Below are 20,855 nucleotides of genomic sequence, written 5' to 3'. Positions count from 1 at the left end.
CTGTTGGGAGGATCACATGAGTAGTCGTTATGCAATTGTATTGGCAGCGGGAAAAGGGACGCGGATGAGGTCTACGCGTTGCAAAGTGCTCCATGAGGTTTGTGGAAAACCAATGATTCAGCATATTGTCGACCGATTACATGGTCTTGGCATCCATGAGATTATTTTGATTGTAGGGCATGGGGCCGAGCAAGTGAAAAAGCAGTTCGGTGCTTCTGTCCGCTATGCTTACCAGTCCGAGCAATTGGGAACTGCCCATGCAGTGATGATGGCAACTGACCTCCTGCAAGACAAACAGGGGACAACGCTCGTGTTGAGTGGTGACACACCATTGGTGAGGGAGAAAACACTGAAGCAACTGCTCGAGCAGCATGAAACGCAACATGCAGCAGCAACTGTATTAACGGCACGAGTAGACGATCCTACAGGGTACGGACGATTAATCCGCGACGCAAACGGTCTTGTAGAACGGATCGTGGAGCACAAGGATGCGACAGCCGAAGAACGGCTCGTATGTGAAATCAATACAGGAATGTATGGTTTCGACAACCAAAAGCTGTTTCAAGCCATATCCCGAGTGAAAAATAATAATGCTCAGAAAGAGTATTATTTGCCTGATGTTTTGACTATTTTAAGCGAGCAAAACGAGCCCATTGCGGCTTTCATGACCGATGATGCGGAAGAGGGGGGCGGCGTGAATGACAGAATCCAGCTGGCTTGCGCCGAGAGATTGCTCCGTATGCGAATCAATGAGCAGCATATGCAAAACGGGGTCACAATCATTGATCCAACCTCCACCTATATTGATGCCGATGTGTGTATCGGATCTGATACGGTTATTCATCCGGGAACGTACCTCCGCGGGAAAACAACAATAGGACCCAGTTGTGTCATCGGACCGAACGTAGATGTAAGTGATTGCATCGTAGGGAGTAACGTAGAAATTCGCTACTCAAATGTATGTAATAGCACGATTCGAGACGGAGCAGCTGTTGGTCCTTATGCCTACATTCGTCCAGGTTCGGAGGTAGGTGAGGAGGCGAAGGTCGGAGATTTTGTCGAACTGAAAAATTCACGTCTCGGGAAAGGGGCAAAGGTTGCTCATCTCTCGTATATTGGTGATGCTGATATTGGTGAACAGGTAAACGTAGGCTGCGGTACAATCACTGTCAACTACGATGGCGTACACAAGCATAAAACGATCGTTGGTGATCACGCCTTTATTGGTTGCAATGCCAATTTGATAGCTCCAGTTACCATCGGAGAGGGCGCTTATGTAGCCGCAGGCTCTACGATCACAGAGGATGTTCCGAACGACGCTTTGGCCATCGCCAGAGAACGCCAAAGCATCAAAGAGCAGTATGCCAAAAGATTGATGGTAACCCGCACATAATTGCAGTCAGTAGGAGGATGTCTTATTTTTACAGCTAACACAGAACCAGAACAGAATCGATCAAGCAAAAAAAAGCTGCTGCTTGGCTTTTTGATCATCATCATACCAGTCATCGCAATCATCGCTTATTTGTATAGGACTCCGCCGATGATTGCGACCTGGATTTGGAATACGCAGCTCATTGTCACAGAAAGAGAAGAAATCATCGCATTTGCCAAGCAACATGACGTCAATCTCATTTATTTGCATATTGACCAAGAAAATGTTGCCACTCAAGATTATCGTTCCTTTATGAAGGAAGCAAATGCATCTGGTATTCGCGTGGATGCTCTTGCAGGAGATCCGGTCTGGTCTCTCGTTTCCAATCGAAAAAGTATTACCACCTTTTTAAACTGGGTTCAGACCTATAATCAATCAGCAGGAGAAGGTGAAAGATTTAGTGGCCTCCATCTTGATATTGAACCTCACGTACTACCCGAATGGAATGAGAACAAGGAAGTTATCAAAAACGAATGGGTAGCCAATATCGAGTACTTGTCCACGGAAATCAAAAAGGACCCGGCTTTGGAGTTAAGTGTCGATATCCCGTTTTGGATGTACGAGCTGTCGCTGGCAGACAAATCGGAAACGGTCAGCAAATGGCTGGTCAGCACGCTAGATCATGTAACGTTAATGGCCTATCGCGATAGGGTAGAGGGACCGAACGGGGTATTGGAAATTGTAAATCCGATCATGAACGAAGCGGACAATCAAAAAAACAAAGTGGTTGTAGGCCTTAACCTGCTGCAAAGTGCAGAGGGAGAAAACACAACCTTTTATGAGGAAGGGCATGGCGGATTGGAGGAGCAACTGACCGTTCTCGAAGATAACCTCGAAGAATTTGCAGGCTACGCCGGATACGCCATCCATGACTACGAGAAGTGGAGGGAACTGGTCAAAAAAAGTGAAGCCCAGATGGAAGCAAGCAAAGCGTCAAAACCGATGCCTGTATTCGAAGGTGAAGGCAAAAAGTTGGTTGCCAAAGTAGATGGTGGGGATATTACCCTCTACAACGGGCAAGGCTGGGAACCCGTGTTTTGGGCGGGAATCAATCTGGGTGCAACGACACCAGGACACTATCCTGGAGAGCTCTCCCCGACCCGGGAAGATTACTTGCGCTGGTTTTCGCAGATGAAGGAAATGAATAACAAAGTCGTCCGCATTTATACGATTCTACCTCCGATTTTTTATGAGGCCTTACACGAGTTCAACCAAAAGCAGGAAGAGCCTTTGCTCCTGCTGCAAGGAATCTGGTCGCCGGATGAAGCGCTCGCGGGTGAAGATCGGAAAGGACGGGATGCCTTTACTCCCGAAATCACCAAAGATTTTCGCCAAGAGATTAGAGACGCTGTGCAAGCAGTCCATGGAGACGTGACACTCCCAGAGCGGTACGGTCGTGCCAGCGGTGAATATCGGACAGATGTGTCACAGTACTTGGTAGGATGGATACTCGGTACTGAGTGGTATCCGTATACAGTACAGGTGACGAATGCATTACATCCGGACATGCCTCCTTATCAGGGAAAATACATCAAGGCATCGGAAAAAGCTTCTCCTTTTGAAAGCTGGTTGGCCTTCATGCTTGATTATTTGGCTGAGGAAGAGATGAAATATGGATGGCAGCATCCCGTATCGTTCACAAACTGGCTGACGACCGATCCGCTGTCGCATCCTAACGAGCCGCTACCACAAGAGGATATGGTCTCGATCGACCCGATGAATCTGAAGGCCTCCCCGGAATGGCCAGCCGGTTACTTTGCCGCTTATCATGTTTATCCGTATTACCCGGACTTTTTGCGATATGAGGAAAAGTACCAAGCGTACCGGGATTCGAGCGGCAAGATAGACCCGTACGCCGGATACCTGCGCGATTTGCGTGCCCACCATAAAGGAATCCCATTGTTGGTTGCCGAATATGGCGTACCTAGCTCAAGGGGAATGACTCATTATGGGCCTGCTGGACGGAACCAAGGAATGCATACGGAACAAGAGCAAGGCGAGATGAACGCCGATATGCTGCGCAATATTTATGAAGAAGGTTATGATGGCGCACTTTTGTTTGCATGGCAGGATGAATGGTTCAAATTTACCTGGAATACGATTGACCTAGAGTTGCCGTGGGAGCGGAGGGCGATGTGGAATAATCCGTTGACGAACGAGGAAAAATTCGGTGTCATTGCGGTGGAACCGGGTAATTACGCCTCTGACCAGATCATCCTTGATGGGAAAACAGCAGATTGGGAAAAAAGACTTCAGCGAGTCAAACGTGCTTATCCGGGATTTGATCTATCTGTTACACACGATGAAGCGTACTTGTTTCTCATGCTAAAGAAGAGCGAAGGCGTTTGGGATTTCTCAAAGGACACGCTGGATATTGGCTTCGATACGGTGACTGGTGGGAGTCGAACTGCTGATAAAGCACCAGGTATTACATTTTCCCAAGAGATCGAATTTTTGTTGCAAATGCAAGGGGACAGCAATTCTCGCATTTTTGTCAACAGCGCCTATGATCAGCATAGTTGGCTATATGGGTACATCAAGGGAATGCTGCCTTGGGACGAGCGTTATGATCAAGCCGATAACGGCATATTCTTGCCATGGAAGCTGGCATTGAACAAAGCATTGTATTTACCAGAATCAAAGAAAACAGTACCTTTCGAAGAGCTGGAAGTGGGCATTATGAAGCCAGGGATTTCCGATCCGCAAGATCCGGTGTACTACTCACTGGCAGATTGGTATGCAAAGGGAAATGTCTTGGAAATACGCATTCCTTGGATGCTTTTGGGGTATACTGACCCGAGCAGCAAGCAGGTTTGGAAATATCCGTATGAAGCGAATGGAATTGTACCAACCGAAAGTATAGGTATCGGCGTAGAAGTATTCGCACATTCCAATCAGAAGCCATTCTCGCGGGAAGCTTCCAAACCACTCTTGTACCAATGGGACAAATGGGATCTGCCAACGTACCATGAACGAAAAAAGCAGAGCTTTGAGATTCTACGCAAGGCTTATGAAGCCTATGGTATGCCAAAGTCTGAGTGATATCTCATTTAACACCGAAAAACAGAGAGGTGGGGGAGTGATCCCCACATAAAAAAGGCGTGCGAACCCGAAATCAGTTCGTACGCCTTTTTTTTCACTGAACTTATTACCCACCAAAGCGCAGTCGTTGAAAGAATTTATTAAGCAAGCCGCCGATTGTTTTTGGAGGCTGTTCTGTTTTCACTCGCTCGGCCGGCTGGGCTTGGCGAAGGGCCTGGTTCACATTGATCATACCGTACCCGTATAACTGATCGTGCCCAGGAGCACCGAGGTCAGTCGAAGATTGTCTAATGAGATTCATCACGTCTGGGGTACTCATATTGGGATGAATGGAACGGATGAGCGAAGCGAGTGCAGCGACATGAGGGCACGCCATCGAAGTACCTGATAGCGAGGCATAGTCACTATAAATGTACGTGCTCGGAATATCCACGCCAGGAGCAGATACATCCACATAATCACCAAAGTTGGAAAAATCGGCGCGTTCTTTACGGTGATCGACAGCGGCAACGGCAAGGACTTCATCATAGGCAGCAGGAAAGCTAGGCTGATCGCTCGCATCGTTCCCGGAAGCAGCGACTAACACGACATTTTTATCAAAGGCATAACGACAAGCTTCCCGTAGAGCAGCAGAAGAGGTGTAGTTACCTACACTCAAGTTAATGACATCTGCTCCGTTATCTGTCGCCCAATAAATACCTTGTGCGATGTCCACCGCTGATCCGGAACCGTCTGCGCCAATAGCTTTGACCGGCATGATCTTGCTATTCCAGGACATTCCAGCAATGCCATCTTTGTTGTTCGTTTTCGCCGCGATGACACCAGATACGTGGGTTCCATGGCCATTATCATCCTCAGGTTTGTTACTGCCATCTAAAACGTTGTAGCCTTTGACCAGCTTACCAGCAAATTCCGGATGCTTCATATCCACACCTGTATCGACGACTGCAACGATGACATCACTGCTGCCTTCGCTGACGTCCCAACTTTGCTCCATGCCGATCAGAGGAAGATTCCACTGGTATTCCTTGTAATACGTATCGTTTGGTTTCACGTTCGGAAGTAAGAGGTAATTTGGCTCGGCAAATACGGAGTCGGGATGTTCAGCCAGTTTTTTCATGAGCTGCTTGGTAGTCATACTCTTTGATTTGATAATGAGAAATTTGTCAAAATCACGTTTGATCTTGGCATCCAAAGAAGAAACGAGCTGATCAATTTTTTCTTGCTTGGGGCGTGGTGAAAACCGCACGACGACTTCATTTTCTACATAATGACTGCGGTCACGCTGGTTATGATGAAGCGTTTGAATATGGCTTTTTTTCTCCAGGTCACGACGAATGTCTTTCACCTGTTCAATGTAGTTAATGCGGGGAATTCTCGCTTGTACCGATGTCACGCGGGGATGAGGTTCGCGCATTTCCTGTTCTGCATTCTGATTCATCCGATACGGGACAACTACGAGACCGACCAAGGCAACAACGGCAACAAAAGGCCAGACGCGCAAAAAAACTCACTCCCTCCAGTGCTGTTGTCTATAGCGTGCACATGAAGGGAGTGATTATGAAGGAAATAGCTTACAATTAGCGTAACTAGATTAAACCAAGCCTTGCTAAGCCATGCTGGATGCCACTGTCGTTTACATGGCGCGTAATCATATTGGCGAACGGCTTCAATTCTTCATGAGCATTCCCCATCGCTACCCCCATACCAACATAGGAGAGCATCTCTTTGTCGTTCAATCCATCTCCAAAGGCAACAGCATCCGCAGGAGTGAGTCCAAAATGTTTTAAGACGGCCTCAATTCCTTTTGCTTTGGAGCCGTTTGGGGGCAAAATATCCATACAGTGCTCATGCCAACGAATGTAAGAGACGTCATGGAATTCACCCGTGTATCTTGATTCATCAGCGCCACAGTAGAGAAATGCTTGATAAATCGGCGTTTCCTCCCAGTAGCGATGGCGATAAGCTGGGTATTCCAGTCCCAACCAATCAAAAGACTCGATGATATGTGGGTGGTCTATTGCATTGGCATAGAAGTGATCTGCGCTCAAAAATACCATGGGATGGGAATGACCCTCAGCCATTTGTTCGAGCGTTGCCAATGTATCTGTAGCAATTGGCGTGTGATGGATGATCTTCCCTTCGCTCTTCACATACGACCCGTTAAAGCCCACGAAAGTCTCAATGCCCAATTGCTCTGCGATTGGCATCAAATGATAAGGAGCTCGGCCAGTTGCGATCGCGACATGGACACCATTTTGTTTTAATGTTTGTACGGCGTCCACCGTTGTTTGTGGAATGATGTGATCGGTGTTCAGTAAGGTTCCGTCAATGTCAAAAAAGACGATTTGATAAGCCACTTCTTATCCGCTCCTCTCCACGCTATCTCTAGTTGTTCTCTCTATAAAAAGCTTTTGCACAAAAAAATAGGAAAAGGAATGCCTGCTGGGACACTCCTTCTCATTTCGCTATTAGAATACAGCTACTTCTGTCTCGCTGTCAAATACATGACATTTGGCAAGATCCATCGCTAGTTTTACCTTCATCTTTGGTTTTAGCGCTTCACGAGAATCCACGCGTGCTACCATCTGGGTATCCCCGATATTGTGGAAATAGACGTACAATTCGGAGCCCATGTTTTCTACGACTTCAACTTCAGCTTCCAGTGAGCTCTCAAATGGATTGGCTTCCATAAAAGAGGCGTCGCTGTAAATGTCCTCCGGGCGAATACCAAAAATAACCTGCTTATTTACATAACCTTTTTCCCGTAACGTTTTGGCTTTATCTTCTGGGAAGCGTACATGAATATTTTGTGCATCAAAATAGAGTGCCCCGTCTTTCTCGGAAAGATTCCCTTTCACAAAGTTCATCGCAGGTGAGCCAATAAAGCTCGCAACAAACAGATTGACTGGGTAATTGTAGATTTCAGTCGGGGTTGCCACCTGTTGGATAAGGCCGTCCTTCATGACGACGATCCGGTCTCCCATAGTCATGGCTTCCGTCTGATCGTGCGTTACATAAATAATCGTCGTATTCAAACGTTGATGCAGTTTCAATATTTCCGTGCGCATTTGTACACGCAGCTTCGCATCGAGGTTGGACAACGGTTCATCCATCAAAAATACTTGCGGCTCACGAACGATCGCACGACCCAATGCGACACGTTGTCTTTGTCCCCCTGACAGCGCTTTTGGCTTGCGGTCTAACAAATGGGAAATATCAAGGATTCGAGCTGCATCTTGAATGCGCTTATCAATATCGGATTTTGAGAATTTGCGCAATTTCAGGCCGAAAGCCATATTTTCGTATACATTCATATGCGGATAGAGTGCATAGCTTTGAAAAACCATGGCGATGTCGCGATCTTTGGGAGCCACATCGTTGACACGGCGATCGCCTATGTATAAATCACCTTCCGAAATCTCTTCCAGACCTGCAATCATGCGCAGTGTGGTAGATTTTCCACAACCAGATGGTCCGACTAGAACGAGGAATTCGCGATCCTGAATTTCCAAGTGAAAATCGTCAACTGCCGTAACGTTGCTTCCATATCGTTTATAAATGTGGGAAAGACTTACCTTTGCCATGAAAAAGGCACCTCCTCGGGTTTGTGAAGAGAGCAAATTCTTGGATGTCTGTAAGGGTAGGGTACCAATTCACATGCAAGATGGATACGGACAGTATATACAAAATGTTTTGTTAATTTTGACGAAAGAGAAGATAGAGCTGAAGCATGACGGCATCAGGAAACAAGCGCGGGTCTAATCCCGTTTGTTCCGTCAGCTTGTCCAATCGATACAGCAGTGTATTCCGGTGAAGGAAAAGCTGCCGTGCTGTATCGCTTACATTCAATTGTCTGGCGAACAACGTATCTAATGTTTCCAGTTGTTCATCTGTCATTTGCGGAACGGTTATGACAGCGGCAAGCTCGTTGGCGATTGCGACTGCTATTTCTTTGGGGAGAGAAGCTGCCCATCGTTCTAACGGATAAGACCAATCCCCAGCAACCATCATTTGTGGTCGATAGGATTGAAGGGCGCGGGCGAGTGATACTTGTCGTAAAAGAGTGTCGCCCAATGCAAGTGGACTCGTGATTGGCGATCCAACAACAAGGCGAACGGGTTCCATCCATTCCATCGAAATCAGATCATGTAAGCCAGATGCCCACTCCAAAAGCTCTGATGCCGATTTTTGATGATCGAGCATGGAGACAGGGACGATGAGAAGGGCATGTGTTTGGGTCAACGAAATGAAATCGGGTGAACCTTCGAAAAAATCTTGCAACAAGGGCTGCAAGGAACCCCATTCTCCTTTGCGGTCTGGTCTGCATCGCTCTAATAAAAATGAGACGCGTGCTTCTTTCCACGGCCATTTCGCTTCCAACTGATCAGGGCTTGCAACAGGGGAGCCAGAGACAATGCCCGAAAGCCAATTGAATATCTGTTTTGAGAGGGGAAGGGTTGCTGAATCATCCACATGAGGAAAAATCAGATCCAACAACGCCCGGGCTGAAGTATCCCAAGATGCCGTTTCGACAAGGATCAATGTCATTTCACCGTTGCTCGAATGGAGGGCAACTTGCTCCCAGCCCTTTTGTACCCATTCCAGTTGGACTTGTGCTGCTTCTGTTTGTGAGACATGTACATATTCGATAGGTAAATTTGTCGCTTGTCGGATGTGCTCAACATCTCTCTTCCATTTTTCCACAAGGTGACCCCCATCTCGACATGAAAGTAAGGCTATTATACCTTAGTCGAGGGCAAGCGTGGCAGCTGTTTCTTGTAGCGCCAAAGCTGGAGCGGCCATCTCGTTGAATGGAGCATCACTGCCCAGTACATGCAAAGTTATCTCGGGACGGGAACGCAGACGGATATTTACCCCTGTTTGCCCCAGGCCCTCACTGATGTAAAAGAGACGACCATCCATCTCGTGAAGACCTTTCACGATATTCAGCTTAGGCAGCTTCCCCATCGTTGCAAGATGAAAGGGGCGAGGCCAATGGATCTGTCCGCCATGAAAATGCCCTGACAACAAATAATCGTAAGCATACTCTTTCATGTGCAAAACTATATTAGGATCATGAGTCAAGACGAGCCTTGCTCCTGTCTCGGGTACACCGAAGAAAGACTTGTCCAGGTTGCTATGGCGCGTGCTGAAATCATCCACACCGATAATGTGCAGGGGCTGGCCCTTGTGATAGATGGTTTCATTTTCGTTGATAAGAACACGACAGCCAATACGTTCTAACTCTGATTTCAACTGAGCGAGCTTGAAAGGGGTAAGAACGTAGTCGTGATTGCCAAAAACCACATAGGTTCCAAGTGCTGGCTGCAATTGCTGAAGACATTGCACAAAAGCAACTGCCTTCGGAATGTTTTTTTCGCGGTCAAGCAAATCGCCGGTAATCGCAATCAGGTCTACCTGACGCTCCGAGAAGTCATCGACAATGCACTGGGGCAATACAGATAAGTTTTCCATGTGCAAATCAGACAAATGCAAGATCGAAAGCGGCTCAAACTCATGCGGTTGTTGAAGGTGTCGGGATTTTTTCAAGGGTATGGCTATTTCCTTTATTTGAACATCAAATGTATTGCGATAGGCTCGAAAAAGCAACAAGGCGATAGCGCCAAGTAAAATAAGCCAGATCATCATGGTCAGCCATCTCCTTTGCGGTCATAATACCGTCATTATACAAGAAAAAGTTCGCAATCGAATAAGTAGGTTCTGGCAGGAGGAATTACGCAAAAAATGTAGAAATATTATGAATGTTGCGTAGTGAGAAAAACGATGTAGAGTGGGAGAGTGAAGACATGAACGTGGAGAAAATTCCAGCAATGGAAGGCCCTTATAATCTGGAAAATTATGACGAAGCATATGCGAATTTTGATTGGGCGGATGTGGAGAAGCAATTCTCTTGGTATGAGACCGGGAAAGTGAACATGGTGTACGAAGCCATTGATCGACATCTCGCTACTGATCGGAAAGACAAAATCGCATTGATGTACAGCAATGCGACGAGAGACGAGACGTACACTTTTGCGCAATTAAGTGAATTATCCAATAAATTCGGGAATGTTTTGCGGAATTTGGGCATTGTAAAAGGGGACCGCGTTTTCGTCTTTATGCCGCGTTCGCCTGAGCTTTATGTAAGCGTTTTAGGCACGATCAAGGTTGGTGCAATCGTAGGACCGCTGTTCGAAGCGTTCATGGAAGCAGCTGTTCGTGATCGCTTGGAAAATAGCGAAGCAGTTGCGATCGTTACGACACCTGCACTCCTGCCGCGCATTCCCGTAAACGACCTGCCTGCCTTAAAACACGTAATTGTTGTAGGTGCAGAAGAGGAGCTAAAAGAAGGTTACATCCGCTTTGAAAAAGCGATGGCAGAAGCCTCCACAGAGCTGGAAATCGAATGGGTTGATCGTGAGGATGGCATGATCCTGCATTACACATCAGGCTCAACGGGCAAGCCAAAGGGTGTTCTGCATGTTCACAATGCCATGATCCAGCATTACCAGACTGGGAAATGGATTCTCGACTTGCAAGAGGATGACGTTTATTGGTGCACAGCAGACCCAGGCTGGGTAACAGGTACTTCTTATGGCATCTTTTCACCTTGGTTGAATGGAGCGACTATCGTCGTACGTGGTGGACGTTTCACTCCCGAAGACTGGTATAAAGTCATTGAGAAAAACAAAGTATCGATCTGGTTCAGTGCTCCGACTACGTTCCGCATGTTCATGGGGGCAGGGGATGAACTCGTCAAGCAATTTGACTTATCCAGTCTGCGTCACGTCCTGAGCGTTGGTGAACCACTCAATCCTGAAGTCGTTCACTGGGGAATGCGCGTGTTCAATCAACGCATTCACGACAACTGGTGGATGACGGAAACAGGTGCTCAGTTGATCTCTAACTATCGCTGTATGGCGATCAAGCCTGGATCGATGGGTAAGCCGTTCCCAGGTATTTATGCAGCGATTATTGACGACCGTGGAAATGAGCTGCCGCCGAATCGAATGGGGAATCTGGCAATCCGTACTGGTTGGCCAGCCATGATGAGAAAAATCTGGAACAACCCAGCGAAGTACGAGGAATACTTCAGCATCCCGGGCTGGTATGTATCCGGGGATTCTGCATACAAGGATGAAGAAGGTTACTTCTGGTTCCAAGGCCGTATTGATGATGTGATCAATACTTCCGGTGAGCGAGTCGGTCCGTTTGAAGTAGAGAGCAAGCTCGTGGAGCATCCAGCAGTAGCCGAAGCGGGTGTCATCGGCAAACCAGATCCGGTTCGTGGTGAAATTATTAAAGCATTCATCGCGCTGCGAGCTGGCTATGAGCCAAGTGAAGCGTTGATGGAAGAAATTCGCAAGTTTGTGAAAGAAGGATTGGCTGCACATGCTGCTCCTCGTGAAATTGAATTCCGCGACAAGTTGCCAAAAACGCGTTCCGGAAAAATCATGCGCCGCGTCTTGAAAGCGTGGGAATTAGGTCTACCGACTGGTGACCTGTCTACCATGGAGGATTAATCACAAGAAAAACCATCTCTCGAAAATGTCGGGAGATGGTTTCTTTTATTTAGGAATGGCTATGTTGTTTATGATCATGCGGATGGTCGTGGTTGTGCTCATGGTTATGATCGTGATCATGAGCGTGGGAATCGGCTGTTGCCTGGCAATGTAAGTCACCGTGTGTAGTAGACGAGTTCTCAATCTGGATGGTCGCGTGTGTAATGCCAAATTCTTTTTCCAACAGGGCAAGCGCGTCATTTAAAACAGGGTAGCTGGGCAAATCATCCTCGACAACGAGATGGCAGGTAAGAGAATCAAAGCCGGAAGTAACAGTCCAAATATGAAGATCATGCACCTTGACTACTCCGGTTAACTGGCTGAGTCTTTGTTCTACTTTGGCTGTATCCAGCCGAGATGGAGCTCCTTCCAGCAAAATATTGATGGATTCTTTCGTGACGCGCCATGCGCTCAGCATGATCAGGATAGAAACAATGATACTGATGATCGGGTCGGCAATATACCAACCAAATGCCCACATGAGAATACCGCCTAGTATCGCGGCTACGGAACCGAGTAGATCGCCGAGTACATGAAGGTATGCGCTGCGTAAATTGACGTTGTTCTTGGTATCACCACGCATGAGTACCATGGCTGCAGCGATATTGGCGAGGAGCCCTACAGTAGCGATGATGATCATTGAGCCGCTGGCTACCTCAGGTGGATTCCACATACGTTCGAATCCTTCCCAGAAAATGAACAAGGAAATCACGACGAGAGTGACGCCATTGGTCAGCGCAGCCAAAATTTCAAAGCGCTTCATCCCGAACGTTCTCTTGGCAGAAGGGGGACGTGATGCGAAATGGACAGCAATCAAGCTCAACAAAAGCGCTAATGCATCGCTTAGCATATGACCAGCATCGGATAGCAATGCCAAACTGTTAGTGATGAAGCCCCCAATGGTTTCTACGACCAAAAATACAGCGATAATGAGGAAAGCAGTGAGAAGAGCACGTTTACTGGCTCCTTTTCCATGGTGATGGTGATCGTGTCCATCTCCATGATCGTGATGGTGAAAGCCCATGATAGAATCCTCCTTCTAGAAAATAATTTATAGATGTTCCACTAGATAAAGGGCGTCTTTTCCTACGCCGCCCATAAGCGCTGACGCCCTCGTATGCTGCCAGGGAAGTCCGAGAAAGGATAGGCCAGGCACTTTTGTGACACCCCGAAGATGAATGGGTCTGCCTTTCGAATCAAGCACATCTGGAATACTCAGCCAATCGTAGTTTGGTCGAAAGCCAGTGGCCCACAATACGTTATTGACTGTTGCCTCTGTTCCATCTGCAAAATAAACGGTATGCCCATTAACCTGTACGGTTCGAGAAACCAACCGCAATGCTCCTGAGCGAGAGAGCTCGCGTACCTGCTTTTTGTAGCCGAATATCGGATCGGGTGAGCTGCGCATTTTCTTGCCGATCCAGGTGGAGTGGGGAGCATCAAGTAATCCAAGTGTCTTCATGTAATCAAATATAGGTTTTCCAAATATGAAGTTTGGCAAGTAAGAGCGTGAATCTCCCTGTGAAAAAATAACGGGTCGATGAGCGGCGAGCTCTACCGCAATCTGTGCCCCGGAGTTGCCGCTGCCAACGACAAGGACCGGGCCGTCGATGAGCTGGCTCTCATTCTTGTACTGCGAAGTGTGCAGTTGATGAACAGTGTGGTCCAAGCTATTCGCAATACCTGGGATAAACGGCGTATGAAATGGCCCTGTTGCAATGACGACTTGCTTCGCATAGAGCAGACGGTCTTGTGTCCGTACTTGGAAGCGGAAACCAATTTTGCTGAGCTCCAAAACAGTCGTACCCAGCATGACAGGCAATTCGAAATGTTTGGCGTACAATTCGAGGTAGTCTGCCGCTTCATCCTTGTTCGGGAGCGAATTCCGTTCTCCGGGAAACGTAAGATCAGGTAGTTGATTATGTTTACGTGGTGTAAAAAGCACCAGTGAATCGTAGCGTTGCCGCCAACTGTCCCCGATCCGTTGGTTTTGCTCCACGATGACAAAACGGCGATTTTTGCGCTTGAGTGCATATCCGAGAGCAAGTCCTGCCTGCCCTCCGCCAATTACGATGACATCATAGTCGTTCATGATTAGTGCCTTCTTTCGGTAAGGATTAACTAAATCATACCATATTCATTATTATATTCAAGTAATTGTTTGAATGTTTTTTGAGCATACGCAAAAAAAGCCGCCACTTATAGTGACGGACCTGTATGTAGCCAGTGGTTTTACGGTTTTGATTGCTTTAATTCGGCAGCATGCTCAATACCACACATGATTAAATGACGGACATGATCATCATCGAGCGAGTAATAGACGAGCTTGCCGTTTTTGCGGTACCGGGCGAGGCCCATGTTTTTTAACAAGCGCAGATGGTGAGAGGTATTAGGGATCGAACTATTGATGGTTGCTGCTACATCACAAACGCATAGCTCTCCTTCAAGTGCCAGCGCGTAAATGATTTTTGCTCGCGTATCGTCTGCGAGAGCCTTGAAAAGAGGGGCGACACCTGCCGTCTCCACCATTCTGGGCCGAAGCCTGTTTACTTTTTCTTCATCGATCGTCTGTACCTCACAAACCTCTAGATCAGTGGGAATGCGCTGAATATCATCGCTCACTTCATTCACCCCGAACCGTACCATTTTTCACCATTATAAGACGGATAGAGGGGGAAGGGAAGGCTGTACAACCTGTTCATCTTGTAAAAAAAGGTTAAGGACAAGAAGGAAATTTAGATGTCTGTATATAAATAGGAATGATACCTATTTGCAAATGGAGAGGAGAGAATTCCCACTTGATTCTGAAGATTCGCCAATTCCTGGTTGAAATAATCGGGGCGCTCCTGCTTGGACTAAGTGTCGTTTGGTTAACCATGGGCAGAGACAGCAGCTTGTTTTCCGGTTGGAGTATAGAATGGTCCCCTTTGTGGCTAGATGTGAAAACCTTTTTCCTTAGTATTTGGCTGGAAGCAATCCCGTTTGTCCTCTTGGGTGTATTCTTTTCTGCGTTTATCCAGACGTTTGTGACTGAAGAGCAGGTGAGGCGTTGGACACCGAAGCATCCACTCGTAGCCCTGCCGTTTGCCGGGTTGCTGGGGTTTTTGTTCCCTGTATGTGAATGTGCCATTATCCCTGTGGTTCGTCGCCTGATCCAAAAAGGGATGCCGCTGTCAGTCGGGATTGTTTTCTTATTGGCGGGACCGATTGTGAATCCCGTTGTTTTGTCATCGACCTATGTCGCTTTTGCCCGTCAGCCGGAAATGGCTCTGTATCGAGGCATTGCGGGATTTGTTGTTGCCCTCATTGTAGGCATGCTCGTCTTCCTGTTTGTCAAAAAAAATCCGATACGGCTCGGCATGGAATCGCAAAACAGTCATGAAGCCGAACATGTAAAAGCGACGAGTGGAAAGCTGTCCTCGACGTTTGCCCACGCTGTAGATGAATTTTTTGACATGGGAAAATACTTGTTGTTTGGTGCGTTTATCAGCGCGCTACTACAGGTGTACATTAGTCGGGACACGCTCATGGACATCGGTCAAACACCGCTCACGTCCAATTTGGTCATGATGGGGATGGCGTATTTGTTTTCGCTTTGTTCAGAGGCAGATGCATTTATCGCTGCTTCCTTTGCCAATACATTTTCAAGCAGCTCGTTGCTTGCCTTTCTGGTTTTCGGTCCCATGCTCGATTTAAAAACGACGTTGATGCTATTTGGAACGTTTCGCTTTGGTTTTGTTGTCAAGCTAGTCGTAGCTATTACGCTTTTGGTCATTTGCGTCACTATGCTCATACCGATGTAAGGAGGAAAATATGGATCAGAACAAATTAAAGCGTCATCATGTCATGCGCAGTTTGATATTGGCGGGCATTACAGCGTTGTTGGCCTATTTGATCCTGTCGGAAACGCTCAGTCACTACCTCGCACCGCGATTACACATGTTCAGTTATGTCACGCTCGTCATCCTGTCCTTGTTGACAATTGTCAGCATCCGGCAAATTTTTGTTGGCAGTAGTGTTTACGATTGCGATTGTGAGGAGCAGCATAAAGTACCGCGTACTCCCATGGGCTCCCTTTTGGTTTATGGCTTGTTTGTACTCCCAATCGTGATGGGTTTTGTCATGCCGGATAAAATTCTTGGCAGTGATGTAGCAGAGAAGCGGGGAATCACCCTTCTCAGCAATGATGTACGAAAGCTGGCGGATGTTACGGCGAACGCGAACGCGAATGCAACAGAGAATGAGAAGCAGACAGCAGAGGTAAAAGAAGATGCCAAGCCAAGCGTAGAACCACAGCCAGAGGCTGCCAATCAAGTAGCAACACCCCCGGTGCAGGCTACAGATGACGAACAATTGCGGCAAAGATTCTCGAACGGGGGATTTGGTGACTTTTACACGGATATCGCCGTCTTTTTACATAAACAGCCAGTGATTGAACTGAATGACAAAGTGTTCCTGGACGGACTCACTACGATGGAGCTATATGCAAAAGAATTTGCTGGAAAAGAGCTTGAGACGATCGGGTTTGTCTATCGGCAGCCTGATTTTACGAAGCAACAGTTTGTCGTAGCGCGCTTTTCCGTCACCTGCTGTACAGCAGATTCCAGTGTTTATGGCGTTTTGGTGGAAAAGGAGGACGCCAACAAATGGGCAAAAGATAGCTGGGTAAAAGTTCGCGGAAAGCTCGAGCTACGTCAGGTGGACGGATATGACATGCTCGTTCTCAAAGCCTCTCAGGTTGAAGCCGTCTCCGCACCGAAAGATCCTTATGTGTACTATAGCTTTGAAGCAGCACCAGACAGTTAACATGCGGGGGAAACCGAAATGATCATGCGTCTAGATTTACAGGATGAACAAACAGTACAAAAACTTTGGGATATGCAGCAAAGAGCGTATCGTGTAGAGGCGGAGTTAATTGGAACGGAAGATATTCCTCCTCTGCGAGAATCAGTAGAACAACTGAGGACATGTGAAGAAACGTTTTATGGCTTCATAGAGGAAGGCAAGCTGGCAGGGGCGGTTTCTTTTGTGATCGAGGGGGAAACGTTGGATATTCATCGGATGATTGTCGATCCTGTTCATTTTCGCAAGGGGATCGCGAGTCAATTGCTTGCCTCTGTCCACGAGCATGGTTGCAGCAAGATCGTCGTTGCGACGGGGTCCTTGAATGAACCGGCTGTTCGCTTGTATGAAAGACATGGTTTTACCTTGAAGGATCAAAAAGAAGTGAGGCCCGGTCTGCGGCTGTCTTTTTTCGAGAAAACGATTCAACGATAAGGCGAAAGGTTGGGAGGGCTGGAGTTGAAATCGATTACGAAGGAAATCAAATGGCAGCAGCGTTTGCTCAAGGTGACGGTAATGGCTTCCGCGTTGACTTTGGTGCTCGGTGGATCTGGAAGTGGCTGGTGGATGCCAGAACGGGTAGAGGCGGAGTCTCCTTCGGTGGGGAAGATAGACGACTTCACAGCCAAGCCCGTAGCAGATGGCAGTAAAGGCACGTACGACCTGAAGTTCGAGATGTCGCCAGAAGGAATGTTTACCGCTGAGGCCAAGATCACTGTTGAAAATCGTTCTAAGGACGAATGGGATCAGTTGGTCTTTTATTTCCTGCCCAATGCATTTACAAAAGAGAACAAACCCCCATTCTTCGAGGACGCAGCCGAAGTGAAAATTCGTGATGTCAAGCTAGATGATGTGAAAGCAAAGTATCAGCTAACCGGTGATACGCTTGCCATCCCACTTGCCGAAAAGCTTGCGCCACATGAGACTCGAGATGTAACCGTAACATATGAGTTTACTGTTCCTAGAAAAGGTTTGCGCTTTGACCGTACGGAAAATGGCTTCCATTTGGCGCAAGCATATCCGATGCTCGCCTCCTACCAGGGGAAGGACGGATGGAATAAAAAGCCGTACTCGCTTCGAGGCGAATCGTATCATACGAGCCATGCGGATTTTTCTATTTCGTACCGCTTGCCGCAAGGGTATACCGTCATCAGCTCGTCTGATCAGGACAAGGCGTCGAATAGTCAGAGCGGTAAAATAAAAGTGAAAAATACGAAAGAAGTATTCATCGCAGTTGTAAAAGGAATGCAGAGTAAAAGCAAAAAGGTCAAAGGTGTCGAGCTTCGAGTATGGGGAAAGGACGCAGACAAGGAAGCGATGACAGCCGCTCTGCAAGCTGCCGAAAAATCGTTTGAACAATTCACGGATAAATTGGGTCCCTACCCGCATAAACAACTCGATATCCTGTTGGATGAAACTGCAAGTATGGAATATCCCGGCGTGGTGACTGTCGGACACACGGGGAGTGTGGACCCTGATTTGAGTCATACCGTGGTGCATGAGATTGCCCATCAATGGTTTTATGGAGTGGTCTCGAATGATCCGTTCCATCACGCCTGGCTGGATGAAGGAATAACAGAATTGGCCACAACGGTCTATTTTTACGATGTGGAGAAAAAAGGGGACGCCAGCTTTTATTTTGCCGAGCAAGCGGATGCGACCAAGTCGGTTTCCAACCTGCCGTTGGATGCGTTTGACAAGGGACCGATCACGGGTCCGGTGTACGGACAGCCAGTGAAAGAGTTATGGAAGCTGATTACAACTTACGGCGATGAGGCGAATGGCTGGGAGTTTTTGCATGACTATTATCAGACGTACGCCTACAAACAGGTGGATACGCCTGAGTTTATTCGTTTTGCCACGGCATATTTTCCAGTGAACGAACAGTACTTCGCCAAGTGGTTGCGTTTATAATTGACCCTCTACACAGAACAACCCGGATAACGGGCACTTATTCCAAGTGTCTGTTTCCGGGTTTTCTTACTTCCTTAAGACCTTTGCTTATTTGGTATCATCTGTTTCTTTCTGTTGGTCCTCATAGAACCAGAGAGGATCATCGCAATCCTCATCACCATTGTAGTTGATTAAGATTTCTTCACCCGCTTGAATGTCCGTATAAGCATAAAAATCAAACGTGTGGTTATCGAAGTTAATCTCATACGTGGCATTTGGCGTGTAGGAATGATTAAATAGCATACCATAGCCTAACAAGAAGGCTGTGTGATTGGCACCGTACTCAAATGCATAATCCGCGAGTAAGGTTTTCTCGATATGCTCATGCTCTTCGTTCAAATAGGGCAGCACGGGCGCTTCATGAATCAGGTCGCCTTTTCGGATATCTTGCGTTGCAAATACACCTCTATTTAATTCTCCATTGCTTAGTTTGGAGGTCTTGACTTCGATCATGCGGATCACCTGCATTTCTTATGTCTGTGGAAAACGTATCTTACTAAGGATGACAGTTGATCGAGCAGAAAGCAATGTTTTTTATTTGATGACCAAATGATGGCGAACTGCATAAGCAGCGAGCTGGACACGATTAGCCAATTGCAGCTTCTCGAGAATGTTTTTCAGGTGGTTTTTCACAGTGTTTTCTGCGATGATCAGTGCCTCACTTATTTCCCGATTCGTTTTTCCTGCTCCTACATACATGACAATCTCTCGCTCTCGCGGGGTCAGAACATCTGGTACCATTTCATCTGTCGCCTCTTCTTGACGGAAGCGGTACATGAGGCGGGTTGCCATTTCACGAGTCAACTCACTGTCCTCGCCGAGCAAGGCATGCAAGTAGTTAATCCAGTCATCAGGCTCTAAATTTTTCAGCAAGTAACCTTGGGCGCCGAACTGAATAGCCGTGATCAGGTCAGCAACGTCATCGGAGACACTGAGAATGACGACCTTGATGTGCGGGTATGCTTTTTTAACCTCGCGGGTTGCTTCGAGTCCGCTCCATTTCGGCATGTTGATGTCCATGAGCACAAGGTCCGGTTGTATTTGTCCGCATAAGAGAAAAGCTTCCTCCCCATTTTGCGCTTCTCCGATGACTTCAAAAGAGGGATCAGGATCAAGTAGACTGCGAATGGCCATACGAGCCATCGGGTGGTCGTCGGCGATCAATACACGGTAAGCGTTCATTGTATTTTTCCTCCTGAATGAGAAGATAAGCGGATGATCGTACCGCCTGCCGGTCGTAACTGAACGTCAATGGTGGCGTTTAACTGGCGTGCTCGCTCGCGCATCATGGACAAACCGTATTTTTTCGTATCGGGAGAAGGGTTGGAAATCCCAATGCCGTCATCCTCAACAGCGAGAACCCAGCCAGTTGTTTCATCTGTCGTGAGGTGAATCCACGAATGCTTGGCCTGAGAATGCTTGCGAATGTTGGCAAAAGCTTCTTGGATGATCCCGAACAGTTGTACTTCTGCGGTGGGAGTGAAAAAGCCATCTTTGACATGCAATTCGCTAGCAACGTCGATTCCAGATAAAGCGCTCCATTGCGCCAACCATTTCTCAAGGCGTTGATCCAGACTGCCTTCTTCTGGCAATGAGCGCAAATTAAAAATGGCTTGGCGTACATGATTGTCGATGGCAGAAACAGCGACCCGCGCATCGTCCAATTGTCCCTGCTTCAGCTTTACATTGAGGAAGAACAGAGACTGTGCAATCCCGTCGTGTAATTCGCGGGCAAGGCGTTCCCGTTCTTCATAAACAGCGCGACGAGCTTGCTCCTCGACAATTCGTGCATTCATTTGTTTAAGCGTGTGAAACATCCAGGTAGCGAATAAAAAAGAAAGAAAGAGCGTCAAGAGGGTAATGTACACATTCCCGGCTTCCATAGACATATAGGGCAGCAGAAAGTCGTGACGGATGAATTCAAACCCCCCGATGATGATGGTTGGTATCAAAAAGGTCAACCAATAAAAGATCCGATAGGACATGCAGATGCCTCCTTGCATGACTGTTGGCAAACATTC

The 20,855-nt window shown here is 47.3% G+C and carries 18 protein-coding genes; 7 read left to right on the top strand and 11 right to left on the bottom strand.

All coding sequences use genetic code 11. The annotated features are described in order from the left end of the window. Positions 1-16: 16 nt before the first annotated feature. Positions 17-1,393, top strand: coding sequence for a bifunctional UDP-N-acetylglucosamine diphosphorylase/glucosamine-1-phosphate N-acetyltransferase GlmU (glmU, locus tag ASG16_RS23690; protein WP_056489940.1), 1,377 nt, complete (start codon positions 17-19; stop codon positions 1,391-1,393). Next, the gene (locus ASG16_RS23685) at positions 1,394-4,474 is read left to right on the top strand and encodes a hypothetical protein (protein WP_056489943.1); all 3,081 of its coding nucleotides are present in this window, start codon (positions 1,394-1,396) and stop codon (positions 4,472-4,474) included. It abuts the gene before it with no gap. Positions 4,475-4,580: 106 nt separating this feature from the next. Here ASG16_RS23685 and ASG16_RS23680 read toward each other — a convergent pair whose 3' ends face one another. From ASG16_RS23680 to ASG16_RS23660, 5 genes are all read right to left on the bottom strand, one after another. Next, entirely contained in the window at positions 4,581-5,978 is a 1,398-nt protein-coding gene (locus tag ASG16_RS23680; protein WP_056489946.1) for a S8 family peptidase, read from the bottom strand. An 85-nt stretch (positions 5,979-6,063) separates the two neighbouring features. Beyond that, positions 6,064-6,834: a Cof-type HAD-IIB family hydrolase gene (locus tag ASG16_RS23675; RefSeq protein ID WP_056489948.1), complete on the bottom strand. Its 771-nt coding sequence runs from the start codon at positions 6,832-6,834 to the stop codon at positions 6,064-6,066. 111 nt (positions 6,835-6,945) lie between these two features. After that, on the bottom strand, positions 6,946-8,061 hold the full coding sequence (locus ASG16_RS23670; protein WP_056489951.1) for an ABC transporter ATP-binding protein: 1,116 nt from the start codon (positions 8,059-8,061) through the stop codon (positions 6,946-6,948). Between the two features lie 112 nt (positions 8,062-8,173). Beyond that, entirely contained in the window at positions 8,174-9,181 is a 1,008-nt protein-coding gene (locus ASG16_RS23665; protein ID WP_056489954.1) for a PucR family transcriptional regulator, read from the bottom strand. Positions 9,182-9,223: 42 nt separating this feature from the next. Continuing rightward, a complete protein-coding gene (locus ASG16_RS23660; protein WP_056490115.1) occupies positions 9,224-10,123 on the bottom strand; it encodes a metallophosphoesterase in 900 nt (299 codons plus the stop codon). A 161-nt stretch (positions 10,124-10,284) separates the two neighbouring features. Between ASG16_RS23660 and acsA the strand changes: the two genes are divergently transcribed. Then, positions 10,285-12,000, top strand: a complete 1,716-nt coding sequence (gene acsA / locus ASG16_RS23655) for an acetate--CoA ligase (protein ID WP_056490119.1) — start codon at positions 10,285-10,287, stop codon at positions 11,998-12,000. Between the two features lie 49 nt (positions 12,001-12,049). On the opposite strand, the gene ASG16_RS23650 is transcribed toward acsA, so the two are convergent. The 3 genes from ASG16_RS23650 to ASG16_RS23640 form a co-directional block, all read right to left on the bottom strand. Continuing rightward, on the bottom strand, positions 12,050-13,063 hold the full coding sequence (locus tag ASG16_RS23650; protein WP_056489957.1) for a cation diffusion facilitator family transporter: 1,014 nt from the start codon (positions 13,061-13,063) through the stop codon (positions 12,050-12,052). A 27-nt stretch (positions 13,064-13,090) separates the two neighbouring features. Next, positions 13,091-14,131, bottom strand: coding sequence for a flavin-containing monooxygenase (locus ASG16_RS23645; protein ID WP_056489960.1), 1,041 nt, complete (start codon positions 14,129-14,131; stop codon positions 13,091-13,093). A gap of 140 nt (positions 14,132-14,271) precedes the next feature. Beyond that, positions 14,272-14,685, bottom strand: coding sequence for an ArsR/SmtB family transcription factor (locus tag ASG16_RS23640; RefSeq protein ID WP_056489962.1), 414 nt, complete (start codon positions 14,683-14,685; stop codon positions 14,272-14,274). Positions 14,686-14,915: 230 nt separating this feature from the next. On the opposite strand from ASG16_RS23640, the gene ASG16_RS23635 reads away from it, so the two are divergent. Genes ASG16_RS23635 through ASG16_RS23620 form a run of 4 tightly spaced genes read left to right on the top strand, consistent with a single transcriptional unit; the run spans position 14,916 to position 18,795 of the window. Continuing rightward, a complete protein-coding gene (locus ASG16_RS23635; protein WP_483296481.1) occupies positions 14,916-15,842 on the top strand; it encodes a permease in 927 nt (308 codons plus the stop codon). A gap of 10 nt (positions 15,843-15,852) precedes the next feature. Next, positions 15,853-16,845 (top strand): TIGR03943 family putative permease subunit, encoded by a 993-nt coding sequence (locus tag ASG16_RS23630; protein WP_056489968.1) that lies wholly within the window; start codon positions 15,853-15,855, stop codon positions 16,843-16,845. Positions 16,846-16,863: 18 nt separating this feature from the next. Continuing rightward, on the top strand, positions 16,864-17,316 hold the full coding sequence (locus tag ASG16_RS23625; RefSeq protein WP_056489971.1) for a GNAT family N-acetyltransferase: 453 nt from the start codon (positions 16,864-16,866) through the stop codon (positions 17,314-17,316). A 24-nt stretch (positions 17,317-17,340) separates the two neighbouring features. Continuing rightward, complete coding sequence (locus tag ASG16_RS23620) at positions 17,341-18,795, top strand: M1 family metallopeptidase (protein ID WP_241970822.1); 1,455 nt, start codon at positions 17,341-17,343, stop codon at positions 18,793-18,795. An 87-nt stretch (positions 18,796-18,882) separates the two neighbouring features. On the opposite strand, the gene ASG16_RS23615 is transcribed toward ASG16_RS23620, so the two are convergent. The 3 genes from ASG16_RS23615 to ASG16_RS23605 form a co-directional block, all read right to left on the bottom strand. After that, complete coding sequence (locus ASG16_RS23615) at positions 18,883-19,287, bottom strand: SET domain-containing protein (protein ID WP_012685826.1); 405 nt, start codon at positions 19,285-19,287, stop codon at positions 18,883-18,885. A gap of 81 nt (positions 19,288-19,368) precedes the next feature. After that, positions 19,369-20,016 carry a response regulator gene (locus ASG16_RS23610; protein ID WP_007724217.1) on the bottom strand — a complete coding sequence of 216 codons (648 nt, stop codon included), beginning with the start codon at positions 20,014-20,016 and terminating at the stop codon, positions 19,369-19,371. Further along, entirely contained in the window at positions 20,013-20,819 is an 807-nt protein-coding gene (locus tag ASG16_RS23605; protein WP_056489973.1) for a sensor histidine kinase, read from the bottom strand. The genes ASG16_RS23610 and ASG16_RS23605 overlap by 4 nt, the downstream gene beginning before the upstream one ends. Positions 20,820-20,855: the final 36 nt, after the last annotated feature.

The sequence above is a fragment of the Brevibacillus sp. Leaf182 genome, assembly GCF_001423865.2.
GTDB lineage: Bacteria > Bacillota > Bacilli > Brevibacillales > Brevibacillaceae > Brevibacillus > Brevibacillus brevis_C.
This window is presented reverse-complemented; position numbering and strand designations above follow the sequence as displayed.

Excerpts from the sequence above, each read along its gene's own strand:
- ASG16_RS23615 (WP_012685826.1), bottom strand. The coding sequence starts at position 19,287 with ATGATCGAAGTCAAGACCTCCAAACTAAGCAATGGAGAATTAAATAGA.
- ASG16_RS23610 (WP_007724217.1), bottom strand. The coding sequence starts at position 20,016 with ATGAACGCTTACCGTGTATTGATCGCCGACGACCACCCGATGGCTCGT.
- ASG16_RS23625 (WP_056489971.1), top strand. The coding sequence starts at position 16,864 with ATGATCATGCGTCTAGATTTACAGGATGAACAAACAGTACAAAAACTT.
- acsA (WP_056490119.1), top strand. The coding sequence starts at position 10,285 with ATGAACGTGGAGAAAATTCCAGCAATGGAAGGCCCTTATAATCTGGAA.
- ASG16_RS23650 (WP_056489957.1), bottom strand. The coding sequence starts at position 13,063 with ATGGGCTTTCACCATCACGATCATGGAGATGGACACGATCACCATCAC.
- ASG16_RS23640 (WP_056489962.1), bottom strand. The coding sequence starts at position 14,685 with ATGGTACGGTTCGGGGTGAATGAAGTGAGCGATGATATTCAGCGCATT.
- ASG16_RS23635 (WP_483296481.1), top strand. The coding sequence starts at position 14,916 with ATGGGCAGAGACAGCAGCTTGTTTTCCGGTTGGAGTATAGAATGGTCC.
- ASG16_RS23630 (WP_056489968.1), top strand. The coding sequence starts at position 15,853 with ATGGATCAGAACAAATTAAAGCGTCATCATGTCATGCGCAGTTTGATA.
- ASG16_RS23645 (WP_056489960.1), bottom strand. The coding sequence starts at position 14,131 with ATGAACGACTATGATGTCATCGTAATTGGCGGAGGGCAGGCAGGACTT.
- glmU (WP_056489940.1), top strand. The coding sequence starts at position 17 with ATGAGTAGTCGTTATGCAATTGTATTGGCAGCGGGAAAAGGGACGCGG.
- ASG16_RS23605 (WP_056489973.1), bottom strand. The coding sequence starts at position 20,819 with ATGTCCTATCGGATCTTTTATTGGTTGACCTTTTTGATACCAACCATC.
- ASG16_RS23670 (WP_056489951.1), bottom strand. The coding sequence starts at position 8,061 with ATGGCAAAGGTAAGTCTTTCCCACATTTATAAACGATATGGAAGCAAC.
- ASG16_RS23660 (WP_056490115.1), bottom strand. The coding sequence starts at position 10,123 with ATGATCTGGCTTATTTTACTTGGCGCTATCGCCTTGTTGCTTTTTCGA.